The sequence below is a fragment of the Taklimakanibacter albus genome (genome assembly GCF_016595235.1).
Classification (GTDB): domain Bacteria; phylum Pseudomonadota; class Alphaproteobacteria; order Rhizobiales; family Aestuariivirgaceae; genus Taklimakanibacter; species Taklimakanibacter albus.
The window spans coordinates 1459238-1478001 of record NZ_JAENHL010000008.1; the positions used below are offsets into that span (position 1 = coordinate 1459238).

The 18764-nt window shown below is 61.8% G+C and carries 18 protein-coding genes; 15 read left to right on the forward strand and 3 right to left on the reverse strand.

Translation table 11 applies throughout. The features are described from left to right. The first annotated feature begins 11 nt into the window (after positions 1-11). The 7 genes from JHL16_RS29905 (at position 12) to JHL16_RS29935 (ending at position 6499) form a co-directional block, all read left to right on the forward strand. Complete coding sequence (locus JHL16_RS29905) at positions 12-953, forward strand: NUDIX hydrolase (protein WP_420884588.1); 942 nt, start codon at positions 12-14, stop codon at positions 951-953. Positions 954-1011: 58 nt separating this feature from the next. Then, a complete protein-coding gene (gene nadA / locus JHL16_RS29910) occupies positions 1012-1986 on the forward strand; it encodes a quinolinate synthase NadA (RefSeq protein ID WP_200188528.1) in 975 nt (324 codons plus the stop codon). Continuing rightward, entirely contained in the window at positions 1983-3461 is a 1479-nt protein-coding gene (locus JHL16_RS29915; protein ID WP_200188529.1) for an L-aspartate oxidase, read from the forward strand. The genes nadA and JHL16_RS29915 overlap by 4 nt, the downstream gene beginning before the upstream one ends. Next, positions 3458-4294, forward strand: a complete 837-nt coding sequence (gene nadC, locus JHL16_RS29920) for a carboxylating nicotinate-nucleotide diphosphorylase (protein WP_200188530.1) — start codon at positions 3458-3460, stop codon at positions 4292-4294. Before JHL16_RS29915 ends, nadC begins: the two co-directional genes overlap by 4 nt. Before the next feature lie 107 nt (positions 4295-4401). Then, the gene (locus JHL16_RS29925) at positions 4402-4881 is read left to right on the forward strand and encodes a hypothetical protein (RefSeq protein ID WP_200188531.1); all 480 of its coding nucleotides are present in this window, start codon (positions 4402-4404) and stop codon (positions 4879-4881) included. Beyond that, a complete protein-coding gene (locus JHL16_RS29930; protein WP_200188532.1) occupies positions 4878-5399 on the forward strand; it encodes an ImmA/IrrE family metallo-endopeptidase in 522 nt (173 codons plus the stop codon). Before JHL16_RS29925 ends, JHL16_RS29930 begins: the two co-directional genes overlap by 4 nt. After that, positions 5396-6499: a beta family protein gene (locus JHL16_RS29935; RefSeq protein ID WP_200188533.1), complete on the forward strand. Its 1104-nt coding sequence runs from the start codon at positions 5396-5398 to the stop codon at positions 6497-6499. The genes JHL16_RS29930 and JHL16_RS29935 overlap by 4 nt, the downstream gene beginning before the upstream one ends. Positions 6500-6508: 9 nt before the next feature. Here JHL16_RS29935 and JHL16_RS35555 read toward each other — a convergent pair whose 3' ends face one another. Together JHL16_RS35555 and JHL16_RS29945 are read right to left on the reverse strand one after the other, a co-directional pair. After that, the gene (locus JHL16_RS35555) at positions 6509-7192 is read right to left on the reverse strand and encodes a sce7726 family protein (RefSeq protein ID WP_420884589.1); all 684 of its coding nucleotides are present in this window, start codon (positions 7190-7192) and stop codon (positions 6509-6511) included. Positions 7193-7344: 152 nt separating this feature from the next. After that, positions 7345-8028, reverse strand: coding sequence for a GntR family transcriptional regulator (locus JHL16_RS29945; protein WP_200188535.1), 684 nt, complete (start codon positions 8026-8028; stop codon positions 7345-7347). Positions 8029-8225: 197 nt separating this feature from the next. Here JHL16_RS29945 and JHL16_RS29950 point away from each other — a divergent pair, with 197 nt between their 5' ends. The 8 genes from JHL16_RS29950 to JHL16_RS29985 all read left to right on the forward strand — a co-directional run bounded on the left by JHL16_RS29950 (position 8226) and on the right by JHL16_RS29985 (position 17724). Then, positions 8226-9356, forward strand: coding sequence for a sugar ABC transporter substrate-binding protein (locus JHL16_RS29950; RefSeq protein ID WP_200188536.1), 1131 nt, complete (start codon positions 8226-8228; stop codon positions 9354-9356). A gap of 60 nt (positions 9357-9416) precedes the next feature. Continuing rightward, positions 9417-10958 carry a sugar ABC transporter ATP-binding protein gene (locus JHL16_RS29955; protein ID WP_200188537.1) on the forward strand — a complete coding sequence of 514 codons (1542 nt, stop codon included), beginning with the start codon at positions 9417-9419 and terminating at the stop codon, positions 10956-10958. A gap of 232 nt (positions 10959-11190) precedes the next feature. Beyond that, a complete protein-coding gene (locus JHL16_RS29960; RefSeq protein ID WP_200188538.1) occupies positions 11191-13245 on the forward strand; it encodes an ABC transporter permease in 2055 nt (684 codons plus the stop codon). A 9-nt stretch (positions 13246-13254) separates the two neighbouring features. Continuing rightward, positions 13255-14061, forward strand: a complete 807-nt coding sequence (locus JHL16_RS29965; RefSeq protein WP_200188539.1) for an SDR family oxidoreductase — start codon at positions 13255-13257, stop codon at positions 14059-14061. Continuing rightward, positions 14045-15010, forward strand: a complete 966-nt coding sequence (locus JHL16_RS29970) for a 3-hydroxyacyl-CoA dehydrogenase (protein WP_200188540.1) — start codon at positions 14045-14047, stop codon at positions 15008-15010. The genes JHL16_RS29965 and JHL16_RS29970 overlap by 17 nt, the downstream gene beginning before the upstream one ends. A gap of 65 nt (positions 15011-15075) precedes the next feature. After that, entirely contained in the window at positions 15076-15945 is an 870-nt protein-coding gene (kce, locus tag JHL16_RS29975; protein WP_246771332.1) for a 3,5-dioxohexanoate:acetyl-CoA acetone transferase, read from the forward strand. Between the two features lie 11 nt (positions 15946-15956). Then, the gene (locus JHL16_RS29980) at positions 15957-16829 is read left to right on the forward strand and encodes an SMP-30/gluconolactonase/LRE family protein (protein WP_246771209.1); all 873 of its coding nucleotides are present in this window, start codon (positions 15957-15959) and stop codon (positions 16827-16829) included. A gap of 16 nt (positions 16830-16845) precedes the next feature. Further along, the gene (locus JHL16_RS29985; protein ID WP_200188542.1) at positions 16846-17724 is read left to right on the forward strand and encodes an SMP-30/gluconolactonase/LRE family protein; all 879 of its coding nucleotides are present in this window, start codon (positions 16846-16848) and stop codon (positions 17722-17724) included. A 129-nt stretch (positions 17725-17853) separates the two neighbouring features. Here the strand turns inward: JHL16_RS29985 and gcvA are convergent, their stop codons facing one another. After that, the gene (gene gcvA / locus JHL16_RS29990) at positions 17854-18729 is read right to left on the reverse strand and encodes a transcriptional regulator GcvA (protein ID WP_200188543.1); all 876 of its coding nucleotides are present in this window, start codon (positions 18727-18729) and stop codon (positions 17854-17856) included. Positions 18730-18764: the final 35 nt, after the last annotated feature.

An 18764-nucleotide genomic window follows, 5' to 3' on the forward strand; every position in this document is an offset into this window, starting at 1 on the left:
CAATGGCTCTGATGACGATGGAAACGAAAGACCCGCTGCATATCCCGGCCGGCCGCGGAATCGCCGCCGAGCTCATCGCCGTCCTGGTCGCGGTGATCGGCGAAGCGCCGCATATCATGACCATCCGCGACGCCCGGGCGCTTCCCTCGGGCCCCTTCGAATCGAGCCATCGGTCGCTGCAGTCGGGCCTCAGGGAATGGGTCGAGCAGCAGACCGGCCATCCGATCGGCTATATGGAGCAGCTCTATACTTTCGCCGACCGCGACCGCGGGCATGAGGGCAAAAGCGCCATCTCGATCAGCTATCTGGGCCTCACCCGCGAGGAAAGCCGGGCCGACGCCCGCGATTCCGAATGGCGCGACTGGTATGATTATTTCCCCTGGGAAGACCACCGCAAGGGAACGCCCGAGCTTTTCGAGGCGGTGGTAGCGCCGCGCCTCAAGCAATGGGCCGATGAGTCAACCAGCAAAGCGGCGCGTGCCGATCGCTGGCAACGTGCCGCCATCACCTTCGGTCTCGACGAATTCGCCTGGAACGAAGAGCTGGTGCTGCAGCGCTACGAGCTTCTTTATGAAGCGGGCCTCGTCACCGAAGCGGAGCGCGGACAGAAGCCGGTGCTGCCGGGCCGCGCCATGCTCGCCGATCATCGCCGCATCCTCGCCACCGGCATTGCACGCTTGCGCGCCAAGATCAAATACCGCCCCGTCGTCTTCGAGCTGATGCCACCCGCCTTCTCGCTCCTGCAGCTTCAGCGCAGCGTCGAGGCCCTCGCCGGCCGGCTGCTGCATAAGCAGAATTTCCGCCGCCTGATCGAGCAGCAGGAGTTGGTCGAGGAAACCGGCCTGTCCAGCTTCGAGACCGGCGGCCGGCCGGCCAAATTGTTCCGCTTCCGCCAGGCGGTGTTGGCGGAAAGGGCCGCCGCCGGGACAAAATTACCGCTTCTCAGACCTTGACATTTCTTATGCTCAGGATAAGTATAAGCTATAAATGCTCAAAGTGAGTATTATAGTTATGACACTCTCCATAGACCGTACCGCCCCTCTACACGACCGAGTCCGCCACTTCATCCCGGCCGCCGAATGGCCGGTTTTCGCCGACGACATCGACGCGATCCTCACCCTCAAGCGGCAGCGCAACGCGGTGATCCTCGCGCATAATTACCAGACGCCGGAAATCTATCACTGCGTGGCCGACCTGGTAGGCGACAGCCTGGCGCTGGCGCGTCTCGCCCAGACGACGGAGGCCGACATCATCGTGCTGGCCGGCGTGCATTTCATGGCCGAGACGGCGAAGCTCCTCAATCCCGAGAAGACCGTGCTTATTCCCGATCAAGAGGCCGGCTGCTCGCTCGCCGAATCGATCACGGCGGAAGACGTGCGCGGCCTGCGCGCGCTTCATCCAGGCGCGCCGGTCGTCACCTATGTGAACACATCGGCGGCCGTCAAAGCCGAATCCGATATCTGCTGCACATCCGGCAATGCCCGCAAGGTGGTCGAGTCGCTCGGCGTCAAACGGGTGATCATGATCCCGGACGAGTTCCTCGCCCGCAATATCGCGGCCGAGACCGATGTCGAGATCATCACCTGGAAAGGGCGCTGCGAAGTGCATGAGCGCTTCACCGCCGCCGATGTGCGCGACGTGCGCGAAGCTCATCCGGGCGTCATCGTGCTGGCGCATCCCGAATGCCCGCCGGAGGTGGTGAAGGAAGCCGATTTCTCGGGCTCGACCGCGGTGATGTCGGACTTTATCAGCAGCCGCAAGCCGCCACGCGTTGCGCTTCTCACCGAATGCTCGATGAGCGACAATATCGCCGTCGGCAATCCGGAAGTCGAGTTCGTCCGCCCCTGCAATCTCTGTCCGCATATGAAGCGGATCACGCTCAAGAACATCCGCCAGGCGCTCGAGCACAACCGGCATGAGGTGACGATCGATCCCGCTATCGCCGGCAAAGCGCGGCGCGCCGTCGAAAGGATGCTGGCGATATGAGCGCCGAGCTTTTCCATCTCTCGGGGCGCCTGGTCATCATCGGCGGCGGCGTCGCCGGATTGATGACGGCGCTGGCGCTGGCGCCTGAGCCCGTGCTGCTGCTCTCGAAAGCCCCGGTCGGGCGCGAGGCGTCGAGCGTATGGGCGCAAGGCGGCCTCGCTGCGAGCCTCGGATCCGACGACAGTGTCGATCTTCACGTCGCCGACACGCTCGCCGCCGGCGACGGCCTGTGCGACCCGCATGTCGTGCGCGATATTCTCGCGGCGGCGCCGGACGCGATCGAGATGCTAATCCGCCATGGCGCCCGTTTCGATGCGAATCCCGATGGCAGCCTGCGCCTCGGCCTCGAAGCCGCACATAGCCGTCGTCGCATCGTTCATGCCCAGGGCGACGGGTCGGGACGCGAAGTGATGCGGGCGCTCGCCGACGCCGTCAAGAACACGCCATCAGTCACGGTGCTGGAAGGGCTCGAAGCGCGCCGTCTCCTCACCGAGGACGGCAACGTCACCGGCATCCTGGCGCACGGCCCAAATGGCGCCGTCCAAATCGTCACCGACCGCGTGGTCCTGGCGACCGGCGGCATTGGCGGCCTCTTTCTCGACAGCACCAATCCGCTCGGCAGCTTCGGCCAGGGGTTGGCGCTCGCGGCGCGCGCCGGTGCGCGGCTCTGCGATCTCGAATTCATCCAGTTTCATCCGACCGCGCTCGACGGTCCCGGCCGGCCCATGCCGCTCATCAGCGAGGCGGTGCGCGGCGAAGGCGCGATCCTGATCGATGAGACGGGTGCCCGTCTCGGCGGCGAGCTCGAACCGCGCGATGTCGTGGCGCGCGCCATCTGGAAACATCTCCAACACGGCAAACGCGTCTTCCTCGATGCGCGACAGTGCCTCGGCGCCCGCTTCGCCGAACATTTCCCGGTGATCACCGCCGCCTGCCGCGCCAATGGCATCGATCCCGCGACCGATCCGCTGCCCGTGCGGCCGGCCGTGCATTATCACATGGGCGGCATCGCGGTGGACCGAGCCGGCCGCAGCTCGCTCGCCGGCCTGTGGGCAGCGGGCGAAGTGGCGCGCACCGGTCTCCATGGCGCCAACCGCCTCGCCAGCAATTCGCTCACCGAGGCGCTGATCACCGGCCTCAGGGTCGGCGAAGATCTCTCAGGCTCCTCGCCCAAGCGTTTGCGCAAGCCCCGGATGCAAGACCTGCCGCGCGCCTCCCATCCGTCGGCCGTTCGCCCGCTTCTCTCGCAACATCTCGGCGTCACGCGCGACGAGACCGGCCTGCGCGCCGCCATTGCGGCTTTGCAGCCGCTCGCTGAAGGTCACACCGAAGCAGCCGATCCCGCGCTCGTCGGATTGATGATCGCCGAGGCGGCGCTCGCCCGGCGGGAAAGCCGCGGCGCGCATTACCGCACAGACTTCCCGCAGAAATCCGTCCTCGCCCCCTCGCCTTTAGCCCGTCAGGTACAGTCATGACCGCATCCCTTCTTTTCGATGACCTCGTCCGCGCCACCTTGCGCGAGGATCTGGGCCTAGCTGGCGATGTCACCACCGACGCCATCGTGCCGGAAGCTCTCACCGCGAGCGCTGCCCTCGTCACGCGCAAGCCCGGCGTCGTGGCGGGTCTCGATGTCGCGGTTCACGCTTTCCGTCTGCTCGATCCGAATATGTCAGTGAGGATAGAATCTCCGGACGGCACGAAGATCGCCGCCGGCGCGACCATCGCCAGCTTCACCGGCAAGGCCCGCGCTCTGCTCACCGCCGAGCGCACCGCGCTCAATTTCCTTTGCCATCTGAGCGGCATCGCGACAGCGACGGCAGATCTCTGCGCCACGACCTCCGGCCACAAAGCGCGCATCGTCTGCACCCGCAAGACCACGCCGGGCCTGCGGGCACTCGAAAAATACGCCGTGCGCATGGGCGGCGGCGGCAATCACCGTTTCGGGCTCGATGACGCGGTGCTGATCAAGGACAATCACATCGCCATTGCCGGCGGCATCCGCCCGGCGGTCGAAAGGGCGCGCCAGCATGCCGGCCATCTCACCAAGATCGAAGTCGAGGTCGACACGCTGGCGCAATTGGAAGAGGTTCTCGCCCTCAAGGTGGATGTCGTGCTGCTCGACAACATGTCGCCTGCGACGCTCAGTGAAGCTGTGAAGATGATCGATGGACGCTGCCTCGCCGAGGCTTCAGGCAACGTCACCCGCGAGACGGTCGCCGCCATCGCCGCATCCGGCGTCGATCTCATCTCGGTCGGCTGGCTGACCCACAGCGCCCCGGCGCTCGATATCGGGTTGGATTTTCCCTGACATCCTATCTGATACAGGTTGATGTCAAGCAGCCAACGTGGCTATATTGATAATTTCCTAACGCCAGGGCACTCTTGAGTTAAATCGATTCGGATACGGTTTGCCGGATGCGACAGAAAGACCTCACACATTCGGCTGTCTTTGGAACGATTTCTTGCGGTGTCCTAATCGGCTTTGTGTCGGCATGCCTAGTGCTCCCGCGGGGCAATTTTTTTGGTGAAACCATGAATTCAGGAGAGGTAATTGCCTTAGTTCTGGGAGCCCTAACTCTAGTGGTTGGTGTAGTCATTCCGTTAGCCGGCATTTTTGCATTTGTCTTCGCGAGACGCGAGGCACTCGATAAAGCCAATGAATGTATAGTCGATGCAATGAAAGACGGTGGTGAACTCAGTGTAGCTGCGAACAAAACCATTCAATCCGCCATATCCGATGAGCAAGGAACTATCAGGGCCTATATCGATAGAGCGATTGACGAGAAGATTAGGGCGCAACTGGCCCAACTTCGTGTCCAGCGAGGAGATGCAATTTGGGGCAATGAAGCCGATGAATATGGCGAGACAGCCTCAACCAAAGGAAGAGCGCCATGAAAAATCGTCCTTCCGCGGAATGGCTGGCATTGCCAGAAAGTCAGATCGCACTAATTGCTGAACACCAAGGAATAGCGCCAGTTCCTGTCGGCGCAATCGCCAAAAGCCTAGGGCTTGCGGTTAAGGTCGCAACATTGCCCGTAGACATATCGGGTGAGATCAAGCCCGACACCCACGCGTCGGCCGGCTTTCAGATTAGAGTAAACAAGCATGAGGCGAAGACGCGTCAGCGTTTTACGATTGCGCATGAAATTGCACATTTTCTGTTGCACAAGCACCTCATCAAGGATGGCCTAACGGACAGCATCCTCTATCGCTCAAAGCTGACTAATAAACGAGAGGCAGAGGCAAACCGCCTAGCTGCCGACATACTGATGCCCTGGTCTCTCGTCGACTCTTGGAGAACAGGATTGAAGGGAGTTGACATCAGATCGCTAGCTCCACAGCTAGCAAGTTATCTTGAGGTTTCTGAGGTAGCGCTGAAGATTCGGCTCGGCATCAACGGGGTAGAAGAGTGACTTTGCTGTCAGATCAAATGCCCTGTCGCTATGTGCCAATATTGGCAATCCGCCCTGCAGAGATGAAAGCTTTGGAAGAGCTTCCAGAAGTTGACAAAGATTCGATGCTTCCGCTCATCTTGATAAGACCCTGGCTGTCCGCGAACACTCTATCCAAGTCAATAAACCGCTTTAAGGAAGCGTATGGCGAGACGAGGCCTTGGCTCGCAGACATAGACCCCTTCTACGCAGCTGCATTGGCCAATGATGATGACGACGACGACGAAGCAGACCCTAAGAAGGTCTTCTCAGAAATAGAGGCTCTTCAGGATCCGGCAAACGGATACTCAAATTGGTGCGCATTTATTGAGGCCGACCCGCGAGCAATTCCCTGTCTTCGATTGGACCCCAATAATATCAACGCCTTAACTCAGGAGATTATAACGTTTTCGGCTATGCAACGAGGCATTTGCCTTCGAATCCCGAGAGCTGGCTTTGGAGGCATTGGTCAGATTGCAGACATTCTAAATGCGCAGAATGTTACATCCGTTCTCTTTATCCTCGATTTCGAGCAGGCGACCATGAACGAACTCAGCAATGCCGCCGCCGCCATCGGGCTTATCAACACTATAAAAGGAAAAATACCGGGAGCAGAAATCGCTATATCTGCAACAACTTTCCCCGACTCATTCAATGGCCTGAAAGAGCAAGCGATTGCAGAGCGTGGCTTTTTTTCTTTGATAAAGGCCCAACTTGGGCAATTTCGCTTGATCTACAGCGACCGAGGGAGTGCTCGGGCAGAGAAACGCACAGGTGGCGGAGGCTTACCGCCTCCGCGAGTTGATTATCCCAGTTTTAAGAATTGGTACTTCTTTAAGCCAGAAAAGATACCGACGTACCAAGCAGCAGCGAAGGCCGCCATGACTCACAAATCATGGGAACCAAAGATGAAAATTTGGGGCACTCAGATGATTGAGCGAACCGCAAAGGGCGATCCGTATGCAATCGTGTCGCCAGTCAGATCAACGGCGACACGGATAAATCTTCATTTGCATCATCAACTGTATTTTGACGACCCACCGCTCGCGCTTCAAGAAATAGAAGATGATTGGGTTGACTAAAAACTGACATTAAGCGCTCGACCAAGCTGACCACCGAGCAATTTCATTCTTCACAAGCGCCTCTAATCGGCTTCTCTTTGCTGCTCTAGGACTGAGCAATCGAATGTGGGCGCCAACAATAGGATGACCGGCGGTCTTTCTAGAGAAAGCACCGCTCGTTCGCGCGTAACGCCTCCTAATCCGCTCAAGCGCCACCAGCCTCAAAGAGTCATAAGCCCCTCCCTTTAACCGTTGCGTTAACCGCGCTCTATCCCCACCCTGAGTCAATCCGAGATCCCGGCAACACCGCCTTAACTCCGACACGGTCAGAACCGAGCACATTTGATCCTTAGGGGGCCGCCTAGCGGCGCATTCTCGTACAACCACAATTCGGCCAGCCTCAACGCTCCACAATCCCACACGCTTCGGGAGGATTTTTAACGCGCCCACAACGTGGCGCTCATCTACAACGCAGACAATCTCATCAAAAACCGGCATATATCCGCGCATTTGATTACTCAATCGTGCCAAAGTATCTCTTTTTGTTTTTATCTCAAAACACAACAATCGATCACAATATGCGACGACTAAGTCCGCACGAACTGCAGCCGAGGCAACCGGAAACTCCGCAATGAGGACATCACCTTCTTGCACGAGCCCTCTCGATGTCAGAAGCTGAAGGACACCGGCCTTGATCTCAGCTTCTGAATTCATCTTCAGTTCCAGCAATTCTCGCTTCAAAAAATCACCTCATAATCGCCCAGCCCTCGGAGCGATCTGCCGAACAGGAGACATTATTTGCATTCTCTGTCAATTGGTCTAGGGCAATTAGCCCCCTATCTTCAGCGAAGAGGCACCTTTCCTAGCTATGGACTAACCAGATCCAGCAGCACCAGATAGGCGTCGTCGATATCGGCGCGCACCGCATCGGCGACGCACTTTTCGTCGCGGGCGTTCAGCGCATCGACAATGGCCTGGTGATGGGTGTTGGAGACGATGTAATTGCCCGACCCACGCAGCAGGTTGAAATAGGGACTGATCTGCAGCCAGAGCTTCTCGATAATGGTGAGGAGCGTTTCCGAGCGGGCGGCGCGATAGAGAGTGAAATGGAAATTGTGGTTGGCGCGCAGGAAGGCCCGCGCGTCGCCCGTCGCATTGGCCGCCGTCAGGCGGTCATAGACCGCGCCCAGATCCCCGAGCTCCGCGTCGGTGATGTTGCGGCAGGCCCAGACGGCGGCGATCGCCTCGACCTCGACGCGCACATTGCGCAGATCCATGAGGCTGGCGCGGTTCAACGGCGGAATGCCGATCGAGCGGCCGGAGACGACGGTCAGCGCATTGGCGGCGGTGAGCCGCTTTAACGCCTCGCGCACCGGCATGTGGCTCACCTCGCAGGCATCCGCCAGCGACTGGATGGTGACCAATTGGCCGGGCGCGATCTCGCCGTCGAGGATCAGGTCGCAGACTCGGCGATAGACGCGGTCCTGCAGCGTCTCGCGGTTGAGCGGCACCACTTTCAGGCTGGTCTTGGTTCTGGGCACGCCTGTCATTCGTCGTCTCTGAAGTCCCGCCCCCGGTAATTTCACCTGCTCTTTCAAGCTGAATCGGCTGCGCCGCAAGGGCCCGGGATTCTCCTTTCAAAATTAATCATTGATCTTTGATCAAAACAAGGAAATTATCCGGCCTCGCTCCCGGAACAAGACAACAAACCGGGCGCACGACACATCAACCATGGGAGGTTAACGACATGAAGATTACTGCCCGTCTCAAGACTCTGGCTCTCGGCACGGCGCTTGCCGCCAGCCTCATCAGCGGCGCCACTGGCGTCCAGGCCGCCGAGAAGTTCAAGATCTTCCTCAGCATGAGCTTCATCGGCAATGACTGGCAGGCGGAAGCCGCCAACATGGTCAAAGCGATGGCGGCGCATAAGAGCCTCGCCGACAAGGTCGACTTGCAGGTTCAGGTCGCCGGTCCCAATGCGCAGCGCCAGATCCAGCAGATCAACGCCATGGTGCAAGCGGGCGCCCAGGCCATCGTGATCTTCCCGATCTCGCCGACCGCCCTCAATCAGGTGGTCAAGAATGCCTGCGACAAGGGCGTCAAGGTCTTCGCCTATGACGGCGAGATCACCGAGCCCTGCGCCCACAACATCTCGATCGACCAGGAAGAGGCCGGCCGCGTGACCGCCGAATGGCTGGTCAAGAAGCTCAACGGCAAGGGCGATATCGTGCTGGTCACCGGCGTACCCGGCACCTCGGTCGACAATCTGCGCACCAAGGCGGCCAAGGAAGTCTTCGCCAAACATCCCGACATCAAGATCGTCGGTGAGGCAGTCGGCATGTGGAGCCAGGCCGTGGCGCGCACCGAGCTCTCGAAGATCACCGCGACCAGGAGCTGGGACCAGATCAACGGCCTGTGGATGCAGGCCGGCTGCTACACGGCGAATGCGATGCAGCTCGAGGCAGGCAAGACGGCCGAGCAGTTGCTGCCCTGCGCCGGTGAAGGCTCGAATGGCGGCCGCATCCAGATGCTGCCGGCCGGCACTGAGGTCGAAGGTGCCGCCAGCCCCTATGCACCGCTCGGCGCGCCGCGCATTTCCTACGCCTCGCCGCCCTATTCCGGCGGCCTGGCCCTCAAGCTCGCGGTGCAGGCGCTGGAAGGCAAGGACGTGCCGAAGCGGGTCACACTGCCCTTGCCGCTCGTCACCAACGACACGGTGAAGCTCTGTAAGGAAGGCACCTGGCAGGAAATGAAGGACGGCTGCAACGTGTTCCTGCCGTCGCTCGTCTCCAATCCGGGCTGGTTCGCCTCGATCTTCTCGGCCGAGACGCCCGAGATCGGCCTGAATGCCGCGCTGGTCGGCCAACCGGAAAATTGATTTTCACCGCGCGGCGACCTCGAGTTGCCGCGCGGACCTTCCTTCAGCATGATCGGGCCGATGAACAGCGAAAAACTCGCGGTCAGCGTCAAAGGCGTGCGCAAGGCCTTCGGCCCGACCGTCGCCGTCAATGACGTCTCCTTCGACATCAAGGCCGGCAGCGTACATGCGCTGCTGGGCGAGAACGGCGCCGGCAAGTCGACGCTGGTGAAACTGCTGTCGGGGCTCGTCCAGCCCGATACCGGCCATATCGAGATCGCCGGCAAGGTGGCGCAACTTTCCTCGCCCCGTTCATCGCACCGGCACGGCATCCAGACCGCCTTCCAGGAAATGACGCTGGTGCCGGACCTCTCGGTGCTCGACAATATGATGCTGCCTTACGCGCCAGCGGGCCTCTCGGGCCTTATCCGGCGCAAGGCGGCGCGCGCCAAGATCACCGAGCATCTCGACAGGATCGGTTTCGATATCGATCTCGACGCCGAAACCGGCGAGCTCGATCTCGCTCTGCAGCAGAAGATCGAGATCGCGCGCGCCACCTATCGCGATCCCGACATCCTGCTCCTCGACGAGCCGACCTCGACCTTGTCCGGCGCCGATGTCACCTGGCTCGGCGAGCTGATCGCCAAGCTCAAAGCGCAAGGCAAGACCATCGTCTTCATCTCGCACCGCATGCGCGAGGTGCGTGCCTTCTGCGATCATCTCACCATCCTGCGCAACGGCCAGCACATCATGACCGGCGCCGTCGCCGGCATTTCCGACAATGACGTCATCGAGAAGATCGTCGGCCGCTCGATCGCCCAGACTTTCCCCAAGCGTCCGAGCGATCCATCCGCTTTCGGCGCGCCGGTCCTGTCGACGCGCAATCTCAAGGCCGGCGACAAGCTCAGCGAGGCGAGCTTCGATCTGCGCCAGGGCGAAATCCTCGGCATTGCCGGCTTGCAGGGCATGGGCCAGCTCGATCTTTTCCTCGCCTGTTTCGGCATGGCGGAAATCAAGGCCGGCGGCATCGAGGTCGACGGCCGCAAGGCGAGCATCACCTCGCCCGTCGATGCGATGCGGCCCAATATCGCCATCGGCTTCGTGCCGGAAGACCGCAAGACGGAAGGTCTCTTTCTCAAGCTGTCGGGCCGCACCAACGCCTCGATCCCGGTGATCGAGCGCTTCCAGCGTCTGGGCCTGATCGACAAGACCCGTGAGGCCGAGGCAGTGCGCCAGGCTTTCTCGACCGTCGAAGTCAATGAGCGCGCTTTGTGGACCAGGGCCGGCGCCTTTTCCGGCGGCAACCAGCAGAAGATCGCCATCTCGAAATGGCTGGTGGCGCAGAGCCGCATCCTCCTGCTCTTCGATCCGACGCGCGGCATCGATGTAGGCACCAAACACGAGCTTTATGTGATGATGCGCGACTTCACCAACAAAGGCGGCGCCATCCTGTTCCATTCGACCGAAGTGCCGGAGCTCGTCCATCTCTGCGACCGCGTGCTGGTGCTTTACGGCGGACGGATCGTCGCCGAGATCGACGGACACAAGCTCAGCGAAGGCGCCATCATGCGCCCGGCGCTCGGCCATGAGGAGCAAGCGGTGACGAAGGGCGATCGCATATGAGTATATGTGAAAGCGGGAAGTCTCCCCACATTTCCCCTTCGCCCGTTGCGAAGCAATGGGAGAAGGTGGCCGAAGGCCGGATGAGGGCTCTTCCTTCGAGTTTTCTGTGCGATAGGAAGAGCCCTCACCCGCCCTATCGGGCACCCTCTCCCATCCTGCGGACGGGAGAGGGGGAAAATAGGAGAGACCTCATCTCTTCCAAAACCGCACATGCAAGAACGGGGGCGGCGGCATGAGTATGGCCGTCAGCGCAGCGCCCGCCCGCCGCTTCCTCGCCCAGCATCGCGGCGTTGCCGTCGCGGCGGTGGTGTTCCTCATCCTGCTCGCGGTGGTCGATCTCATCAGCGCCGGGCCGTTGAGCTATTTCGATATCTCGTTCCTGGCGAGCGGCGGCGCCACCTCGGCGCTCGCCGCCATCGGCCAGACGATCGTCATCCTGTCGGGCGGCTTCGATCTTTCGGCGGGCGCCGTCATCTCGCTCGTCAATGTGGTCCTGGCGCAGTCGATGGACCCGGCCGACATGGAAGCGAGCATCATGCTGTGGACCGCCGTCGGGATCGGCATCGGTATGGCGACCGGCGCCGTCAACGGCTTCTTCATCGCGGTGCTGCGGCTGCAGCCGATCGTGGTGACGCTCTCCACCATGTTCATCATCCAGGGCGTGACGCTCTTGATCATGGACAAGCCCGGCGGCTTTGTTTCGCCCTCGCTCGGCACCTTCTATCTGGGTGACGCGATCACCGGCTACCTGCCGATGCCGATCGCGGTGATCGGCGTCGTGCTGCTGCTGTGGGCCTGGCTCAAGAATACCAGGCTTGGCACCGCCATTTATGCGGTCGGCAGCGACATGGAGGCGGCGACGGCGGTCGGCGTCTCGACCGTCCTGACGCGCTTCCTCGTATATGTAATCGCCGGCGGCTGCTACGGCCTCGCCGGCGTCTTCATCAGCGCCCAGACAGGCAGCGGCGATCCGCTGGTCGGCAATCCGCTGCTGCTGTCGATGTTCGCCGCCGTCGTGGTCGGCGGCACCAGGCTCGGCGGCGGGCGCGGCGGGCCGCTCGGCAGCGCCATCGGCGCCTTTGTGCTGATGATCGTCGTCAATATCCTGCTCGTCCTCAATATCTCGGCCTATTATTCGACCATCGCCGAAGCGGCCATCCTGCTGCTCGCGGTGCTGGCCGGCTCGATCTCGGAGAGCTCGACGCTGGCGCAGCAATTGCGCGCCTTGAAGACTAGACTGCAGGCGCGCCGCGCCGGCACGCTTGTCTCGCAACTGCCGCAGCAGGACAGACGGCTAGCTCTCGCGCCTTCCACCAAGGCCATTGCGCTGGGAACGCCGCCGTCCTTCCTCACCCGCAATGCCGAGACACTGCGCTACGCGCTGCCCGCTTACATCTGCTTCGTACTGGTGGTGCTGGTGACGCAATTCTGGTTGGGCAATACGGTGCTCAATCCGGGTTACTGGAATTCACTGATCGTGCTGTCGTCCTTCCTGGCGATCCTGGCGCTCGGCCAAGGCACCGTGATCCTCACCGGAGGGCTCGATCTCTCGGTGCCGTGGACCATCGGTCTCTGCGGCATCATTCTCGCCGGAATGGTGAAGGGCTCCGACGCGGCGCTCCTCTATGCGCTGCCGGCCGTGCTGCTGCTCGCCTGCCTCATCGGCCTCATCAACGGCCTCGGCATCGTGTTCCTCGGGCTGTCACCGATCGTGATGACGCTTGCCACCAATGGCCTCCTGCAGGGCGTCGCCCTCCTTTATTCCAACGGCACGCCCGATGGCTTCTCCTCGCCGATGCTGCGCTGGTTCATGACGGGGCGAATCTGGATCTTCACGCCCGTCGTTTTGTTCATGGTCGCCTTCGTCGTTTTCGCCGTGGCGCTCCTGGGGCGCACCGCCTTCGGCCGGCGCATCTATGGCATCGGCAATGGCGTGCGCGCGGCGCAATTATCCGGCATCGCGGTCGGGCGTCACCTGGTGCTCGTCTATGTCCTGTCCTCGCTCTGCGCCGGCCTGGTCGGCGTGCTGCTCACCGGCTTTTCGGGGCAAGCGAGCCTCGGCATGGGCGATGACTATCTCTTGCCTTCCATCGCCGTCGTGGTGGTGGGCGGCGCCCTCATCACCGGCGGCCGCGGCCACTATCTCGGCATGCTGGGCGGCGTGCTGCTGCTCACCGCCTTGCAGACCTTCCTCGCCGGCACGACACTGCCCTATGCGACCCGCGCCATATTGTTCGGGCTCGTGGTTCTGGGCGCCGTGATCGCGCTGCGCGACAGACGAAGTTAAGGAGACTCCATGAGCAATAAAGCACCCTCTTCACCGGCGGATTTCCTGTCAGGCCTCAAGGATCAGCGTGTCCTCATCACCGCCGGCGCCTCGGGCATCGGCTTTGCCATCGCCAGCACCTTGGCGGCGCTCGGCGCCCGTATCACCATCTGCGACATCGCCGACCCTGCCATCGCCGAAGCGAAAAAGTCCCTGCCCAACGCGCTCGCCACCAAGGCCGATGTCGCCAAGGACGAGGATGTCGAGCGGATGTTCGCGCTCCTCGCCAAGGAATGGGGCGGGCTCGATGCGCTCATCAACAATGCCGGCATCGCCGGGCCGACCGGCGGCGTCGATGAAATCTCGATCGCCGACTGGCGGCGCTGCATCGATGTCTGCCTGACCGGACAATTTCTTTGCGCCCGCCTCGCCGTGCCGATGCTCAAAGCGTCAGGCGGCGGGTCGATCGTCAACATGTCCTCCGCCGCGGGCCGCCATGGTTATGCGTTCCGCACGCCTTATTCCTCGGCCAAATTCGCCGTCGTCGGCTTCACCCAGAGCCTCGCCAAGGAACTCGGACCGCATCGCATCCGCGTCAATGCCATCTTGCCCGGCATCGTCGAAGGCCCGCGCATCGACAAGGTGATCGGCGATCGCGCCAAGCAGATCGGCATCAGCCATGCCGAGATGGAGAAGGCCTATCTCGAGAAAGTGTCGCTCCGGCGTATGGTGAGCCCTTATGACGTCGCCAGCATGGTGGCCTTCTTGCTCTCCGATGCCGGCATCAATGTTTCAGGACAATCACTTGGAGTGGATGGAAATGTCGAAACCCTCTGATCCGCCGGCGACGGCCGTCATCGGCTCGGGCTTTATCGGGCGTGCCTGGGCGATCAGCTTCGCGCGCGCAGGCTCCACGGTACGCCTGTGGGACCAGGCCGACGGCGCCGCTGCGAAAGCACTCGATTATATCGCCGGCGTATTGGAAGACCTGGCGCAGAACGATCTGCTCAATGGTGCCAAGCCGGCAACGGTCCTCGCCCGCATCACGCCCGCCACGACGCTTGCGGAAGCGGTGGCCGAGGCCCAGCATGTGCAGGAGAACACGCCGGAAGTGCTCGCCACCAAGATCAAGGTGTTCGAGGCGCTCGATGCCGCATCGAGGCCCGATGCGGTGCTGGCCAGTTCCACCTCGGCGATCCTGCCGTCGCGCTTCACCGAAGGCCTCAAAGGCCGGGCGCGCTGCATCGTCGTGCATCCGATCAACCCACCCTATCTGATCCCCGCCGCCGAAGTGGTGCCGGCGCCCTGGACCTCGCCCGAGACGGTCGAGCGTACGCGTCAGTTCCTGCTGTCGGCCGGCCATGCGCCGCTCGTGATGAAGAAGGAGCTCGACGGCTTCATCATGAACCGCATGCAGGGCGCCCTCCTCGAAGAAGCCTTCCGCCTGGTGGCCGATGGTTATGCCAGCGTCGAGGATGTCGATATCGGCATCCGCGACGGCCTGGCTCTGCGCTGGTCCTTCATGGGCCCTTTCGAGACCATCGACCTCAATGCGCCGGGCGGCGTGCGCGACTACGCCGAACGCTACCAGGGTATCTATGAGAACCTCTTCCCGCAGATGCAGCGCCGCGTCGACTGGGCCGGCGAGGTCATGAACGTGATCGAGCCGGAGCGCCGCAAACGCGTCGGCAAGGACAAGCTCCAGGACCGGCAGGTCTGGCGCGACAAGAGACTGATGGCATTGGCCGCGCATAAAAAGCGCGCCGCGAAGGAGATCGGAAATTGACGAAAGACAATAAAGGCAAAGTCATCATCACCTGCGCGGTGACCGGCGCCATCCATACGCCGACCATGTCGCCCTATCTGCCGATCACGCCGGACGAGATCGCCAAGGAAGCCATCGCCGCGGCGGAAGCGGGCGCCGCAATCCTGCATCTCCATGCGCGCAACCCTGAAAACGGTAAGCCCGACCAGACACCGGAAGCTTTCGCCCGTTTCCTGCCGCGCATCAAGCAGGCGACGAAGGCCGCCATCAACATCACCACCGGCGGCAGCCCCTATATGAAAGTCGAGGAGCGGGTGAAGCCCGCCGCGCAGTTCAAGCCGGAAGTCGCCTCGCTCAATATGGGCTCGATCAATTTCGGCCTCTATCACCTGGTCGACAAATACAAGACTTTCAAATTCGACTGGGAGAAGCCACATCTCGAGGCGACGCGCGATCTCGTCTTCCGCAACAGCTTCAAGGACATCGAATTCATCCTCGAAACCTGCTACGACAACGGCACGCGTTTCGAGTTCGAATGCTACGACATCGCGCATCTCTATAATCTCGCACATTTCCTCGATCGCGGCCTGGTCAAGCCGCCGCTGTTCGTGCAGTCGGTATTCGGGTTGTTGGGCGGCATCGGCAGCCATCCGGAAGACGTCGCCCATATGAAACGTACCGCCGACCGCTTGTTCGGTGACAGCTTCCGCTGGTCGGTGCTGGGCGCCGGCGCAGCGCAATTGCGTATCGCGGCGCAAGCGGCGGCGCTCGGCGGCAATATCCGCGTCGGCCTCGAAGACAGCCTGTGGGCCGGCAAGGGCAAGCTCGCCAAATCCAATGCCGAGCAGGTGGCGCTGGCACGCAAGATCATCGAAGGCCTCGGCATGCAGGTGGCTACCCCCGATGAGGCGCGCGACATCCTCGCGCTCAAGGGTGGTGACAAAGTATCCTTCTAGGGAGCCCGCTCATGCTGCGCATCGAGATCTTCAGCGCGGAACGCGACGCGCTCGGCGAAGGCCCGCTCTGGGATGTCGCCGAGCAGCGGCTCTATTGGATCGACTCTTACGGTCCCGCCGTCTATTCCGCCGATGTGACGGGCGGGAACCGCCGCCACTGGCCGTTGCCCGAGCCCGTCGGCTCGCTCGCTCTGCGCGAGAATGGCGGCGCCATCGTATCGCTGCGCAGCGGCTTCCATGAACTCGATTTCGCCACCGGCGAGGTGACGCTCATCGCCGAGACGCAGCCGGGTGAGCTGACACCACGCCTGAATGACGGCAAGGTCGACCGTCAGGGCCGCTTCATCGCCGGTTCGATGGACTTCGAGGAGCGCAACGGCGTCGGCAAATTGTTCCGCCTCGATCCCAACCACTCCGTGCATGAGCTCGACCGTGACATCATCTGCTCCAACGGCCCATGCTTCAGCCCCGACGGCAGGACGCTCTATTTCGCCGATACCGGCAAGAAGCTGATCTATGCCTATGACTATGACACGGAGACCGGCAAGGTCCGCTCGCGCCGCGTCTTCACCAGCTTCGAGAATTTGCGCGGCCTGCCGGACGGCGCCACCGTCGACGCGGATGGCTATGTGTGGAGCACTGAGGTCTATTCCGGCCGCTTGATCCGCTTTGATCCCAATGGTGTCATCGACCGCATCGTCGGCCTGCCGGTGCAGTCGACGACGAGCCTCATTTTCGGCGGTCCCGATCTCGATATCGCCTTCGTGACCTCGATGGCGCGGCCTTTCAACAACCAATATCACCGCGAGCGCGAGGCGGGATGCGTCTTCGCCATTCATGGCCTCGGCGTGCGCGGCCTGCCGGAACCACGTTTCAAGGGATGACACAGGAGGACACGATATGAAGATCGACGTTCTGGTCGATGTGAAGACGACGCTCGGCGAAGGCCCCTTGTGGGATGTCGAGCAGCAGCGGCTCTATTGGATCGACGCACCGGGCATGCGGGTCTTCCGGGCGACGGCGCAAGGCACCGAGATCCGCGCCTGGGATGTGCCGTCGCGTGTCGGCTCGATCGCCATCCGCAAGGACGGCAAGGGGGCGATCTGCTCCCTGGCGAAAGGTTTCCATGCGCTCGACTTTGCGACGGGCGACTGTCCGCTCATCGCCGAGATCGAGCCGGACCGCCCGGCCAACTGGATCAATGACGGCAAGGTGGATCGCGCCGGCAGATTTTTCGCGGGCACGATGGACAGCCAGGAATCAGGCCCCAATGGCGCGCTCTATCGTCTCGATCCGGATTTCAAGGTCACGAAGGTCGATACGGGGATCATCGTGTCGAACGGCCCGTGCTGGAGCCCGGATGACCGCATCTTCTATTTCGCCGATTCCTGGTCGGGCGAGATCTGGGCCTATGACTATGATAAGAAAACCGGCAAGGTCTCGAACCGGCGCACCTTCACCAAGCTCGACACATCGACCGGCGGCGCCGCCGACGGGTCGACCGTCGATGCCGAAGGCTGCTTGTGGAACGCGCAGGTCTATAACGGCAAGCTGATCCGTTACACGCCTGACGGCAAGGTCGAACGTGTCATCGACATGCCGGTGAAAAAGGTGACGAGCGTGATGTTCGGCGGCCCGAAGCTCGACACTCTTTATGTGACATCGATGGCCAAGCCGCCTCTGCCGCGGTTCCCCGGCGACGGCGTGCTGCGTGGCAGCCTCTTCGCCATCACCGGCCTCGGCATCAAGGGAATTCCGGAGTCGCGATTTGGCGGATGAATCAGCATTCGTCACCCCGACGAAAGTCGGGGCCCATTGAATAGATGCAAGCTCGGCAGAGCTGCAATTGCGGAAAGACTTCAATGGATCCCGGCTTTCGCCGGGATGACGGCTGGGGGATGTGAACCTCTATTCCTCACCAAGAATCCAATCCCGAAAGGCTTGAATCTTCGCCCGGCCCTGCGCGAGCTCAGGATAGACAAGATAATAGGCGAAGACCTCGATCTCCTTCGGTTCGGCGAGACGTACGAGCCGGCCTTCCTTCACATCCGTCTCGACCATGGCATCCGGCAGCAGGCCGGCGCCCTGGCCGGCGATGATGGCGCTGAGCAGCAGACCCGGATCATCGAAGGAAGGACCGCGCGTCGGTCCTGACTCGGTGAGGCCCTGTGCCTCGAACCACAGGGCCCAACCCTTGCGATCAGCATCCTGCACCAGCGGCCAGTCGAGAAGCTCGGCAGGATTCGCAGGTTTCCCCAAACGCGTGACGAGATCAGGGGCGGCAACCGGAATCATCGCCACCGCGAGGACATGATCGCTCTTGAGTCCCGGATAACGGCCGAGACCATGGCGGATGGCGACGTCGACGCCGTCGCGGGTGAAATCGGCAAGGCCGTTGCCGGTGAGAATCCGGAGATCGATGTCGGGATGTGCCGCACGAAACGAGCCGAGCCGCGGCACCAGCCAGGCGGAGGCGAAGAACGGCGTCGTGCTGACCGTCAGCACACCCGTTTCCTCCTCCGCGGCGACGCGGCGGGACGCTTCCGCGATCTGCCGGAAGGCGTTGCGGACCGGCGGCAGGTAGTTGCGTCCCGCTTCAGTGAGAACGATGCCGCGATTGACCCGGTCGAAAAGCTGGCGCCCCAGATGCAATTCCAGCGTCTTGAGCATCTGGCTGACGGCGCCCGGCGTCACCGACAACTCCTCGGCCGCCGCCTTGACCGAAAGATGCCGGGCAGCCGCTTCGAAGGCCTTGAGCGCGTTCAGAGGCGGCAATCTATTCATTTAGAAATTCTAATTCAAAAAGAAGAGAAATCATG

Excerpts from the sequence above, each read along its gene's own strand:
- JHL16_RS29905 (WP_420884588.1), top strand. The coding sequence starts at position 12 with ATGACGATGGAAACGAAAGACCCGCTGCATATCCCGGCCGGCCGCGGA.
- nadA (WP_200188528.1), top strand. The coding sequence starts at position 1,012 with ATGACACTCTCCATAGACCGTACCGCCCCTCTACACGACCGAGTCCGC.
- JHL16_RS29915 (WP_200188529.1), top strand. The coding sequence starts at position 1,983 with ATGAGCGCCGAGCTTTTCCATCTCTCGGGGCGCCTGGTCATCATCGGC.
- nadC (WP_200188530.1), top strand. The coding sequence starts at position 3,458 with ATGACCGCATCCCTTCTTTTCGATGACCTCGTCCGCGCCACCTTGCGC.
- JHL16_RS29925 (WP_200188531.1), top strand. The coding sequence starts at position 4,402 with ATGCGACAGAAAGACCTCACACATTCGGCTGTCTTTGGAACGATTTCT.
- JHL16_RS29930 (WP_200188532.1), top strand. The coding sequence starts at position 4,878 with ATGAAAAATCGTCCTTCCGCGGAATGGCTGGCATTGCCAGAAAGTCAG.
- JHL16_RS35555 (WP_420884589.1), bottom strand. The coding sequence starts at position 7,192 with ATGAATTCAGAAGCTGAGATCAAGGCCGGTGTCCTTCAGCTTCTGACA.
- JHL16_RS29945 (WP_200188535.1), bottom strand. The coding sequence starts at position 8,028 with ATGACAGGCGTGCCCAGAACCAAGACCAGCCTGAAAGTGGTGCCGCTC.
- JHL16_RS29950 (WP_200188536.1), top strand. The coding sequence starts at position 8,226 with ATGAAGATTACTGCCCGTCTCAAGACTCTGGCTCTCGGCACGGCGCTT.
- JHL16_RS29955 (WP_200188537.1), top strand. The coding sequence starts at position 9,417 with ATGAACAGCGAAAAACTCGCGGTCAGCGTCAAAGGCGTGCGCAAGGCC.
- JHL16_RS29960 (WP_200188538.1), top strand. The coding sequence starts at position 11,191 with ATGAGTATGGCCGTCAGCGCAGCGCCCGCCCGCCGCTTCCTCGCCCAG.
- JHL16_RS29965 (WP_200188539.1), top strand. The coding sequence starts at position 13,255 with ATGAGCAATAAAGCACCCTCTTCACCGGCGGATTTCCTGTCAGGCCTC.
- JHL16_RS29970 (WP_200188540.1), top strand. The coding sequence starts at position 14,045 with ATGTCGAAACCCTCTGATCCGCCGGCGACGGCCGTCATCGGCTCGGGC.
- kce (WP_246771332.1), top strand. The coding sequence starts at position 15,076 with ATGTCGCCCTATCTGCCGATCACGCCGGACGAGATCGCCAAGGAAGCC.
- JHL16_RS29980 (WP_246771209.1), top strand. The coding sequence starts at position 15,957 with ATGCTGCGCATCGAGATCTTCAGCGCGGAACGCGACGCGCTCGGCGAA.
- JHL16_RS29985 (WP_200188542.1), top strand. The coding sequence starts at position 16,846 with ATGAAGATCGACGTTCTGGTCGATGTGAAGACGACGCTCGGCGAAGGC.
- gcvA (WP_200188543.1), bottom strand. The coding sequence starts at position 18,729 with ATGAATAGATTGCCGCCTCTGAACGCGCTCAAGGCCTTCGAAGCGGCT.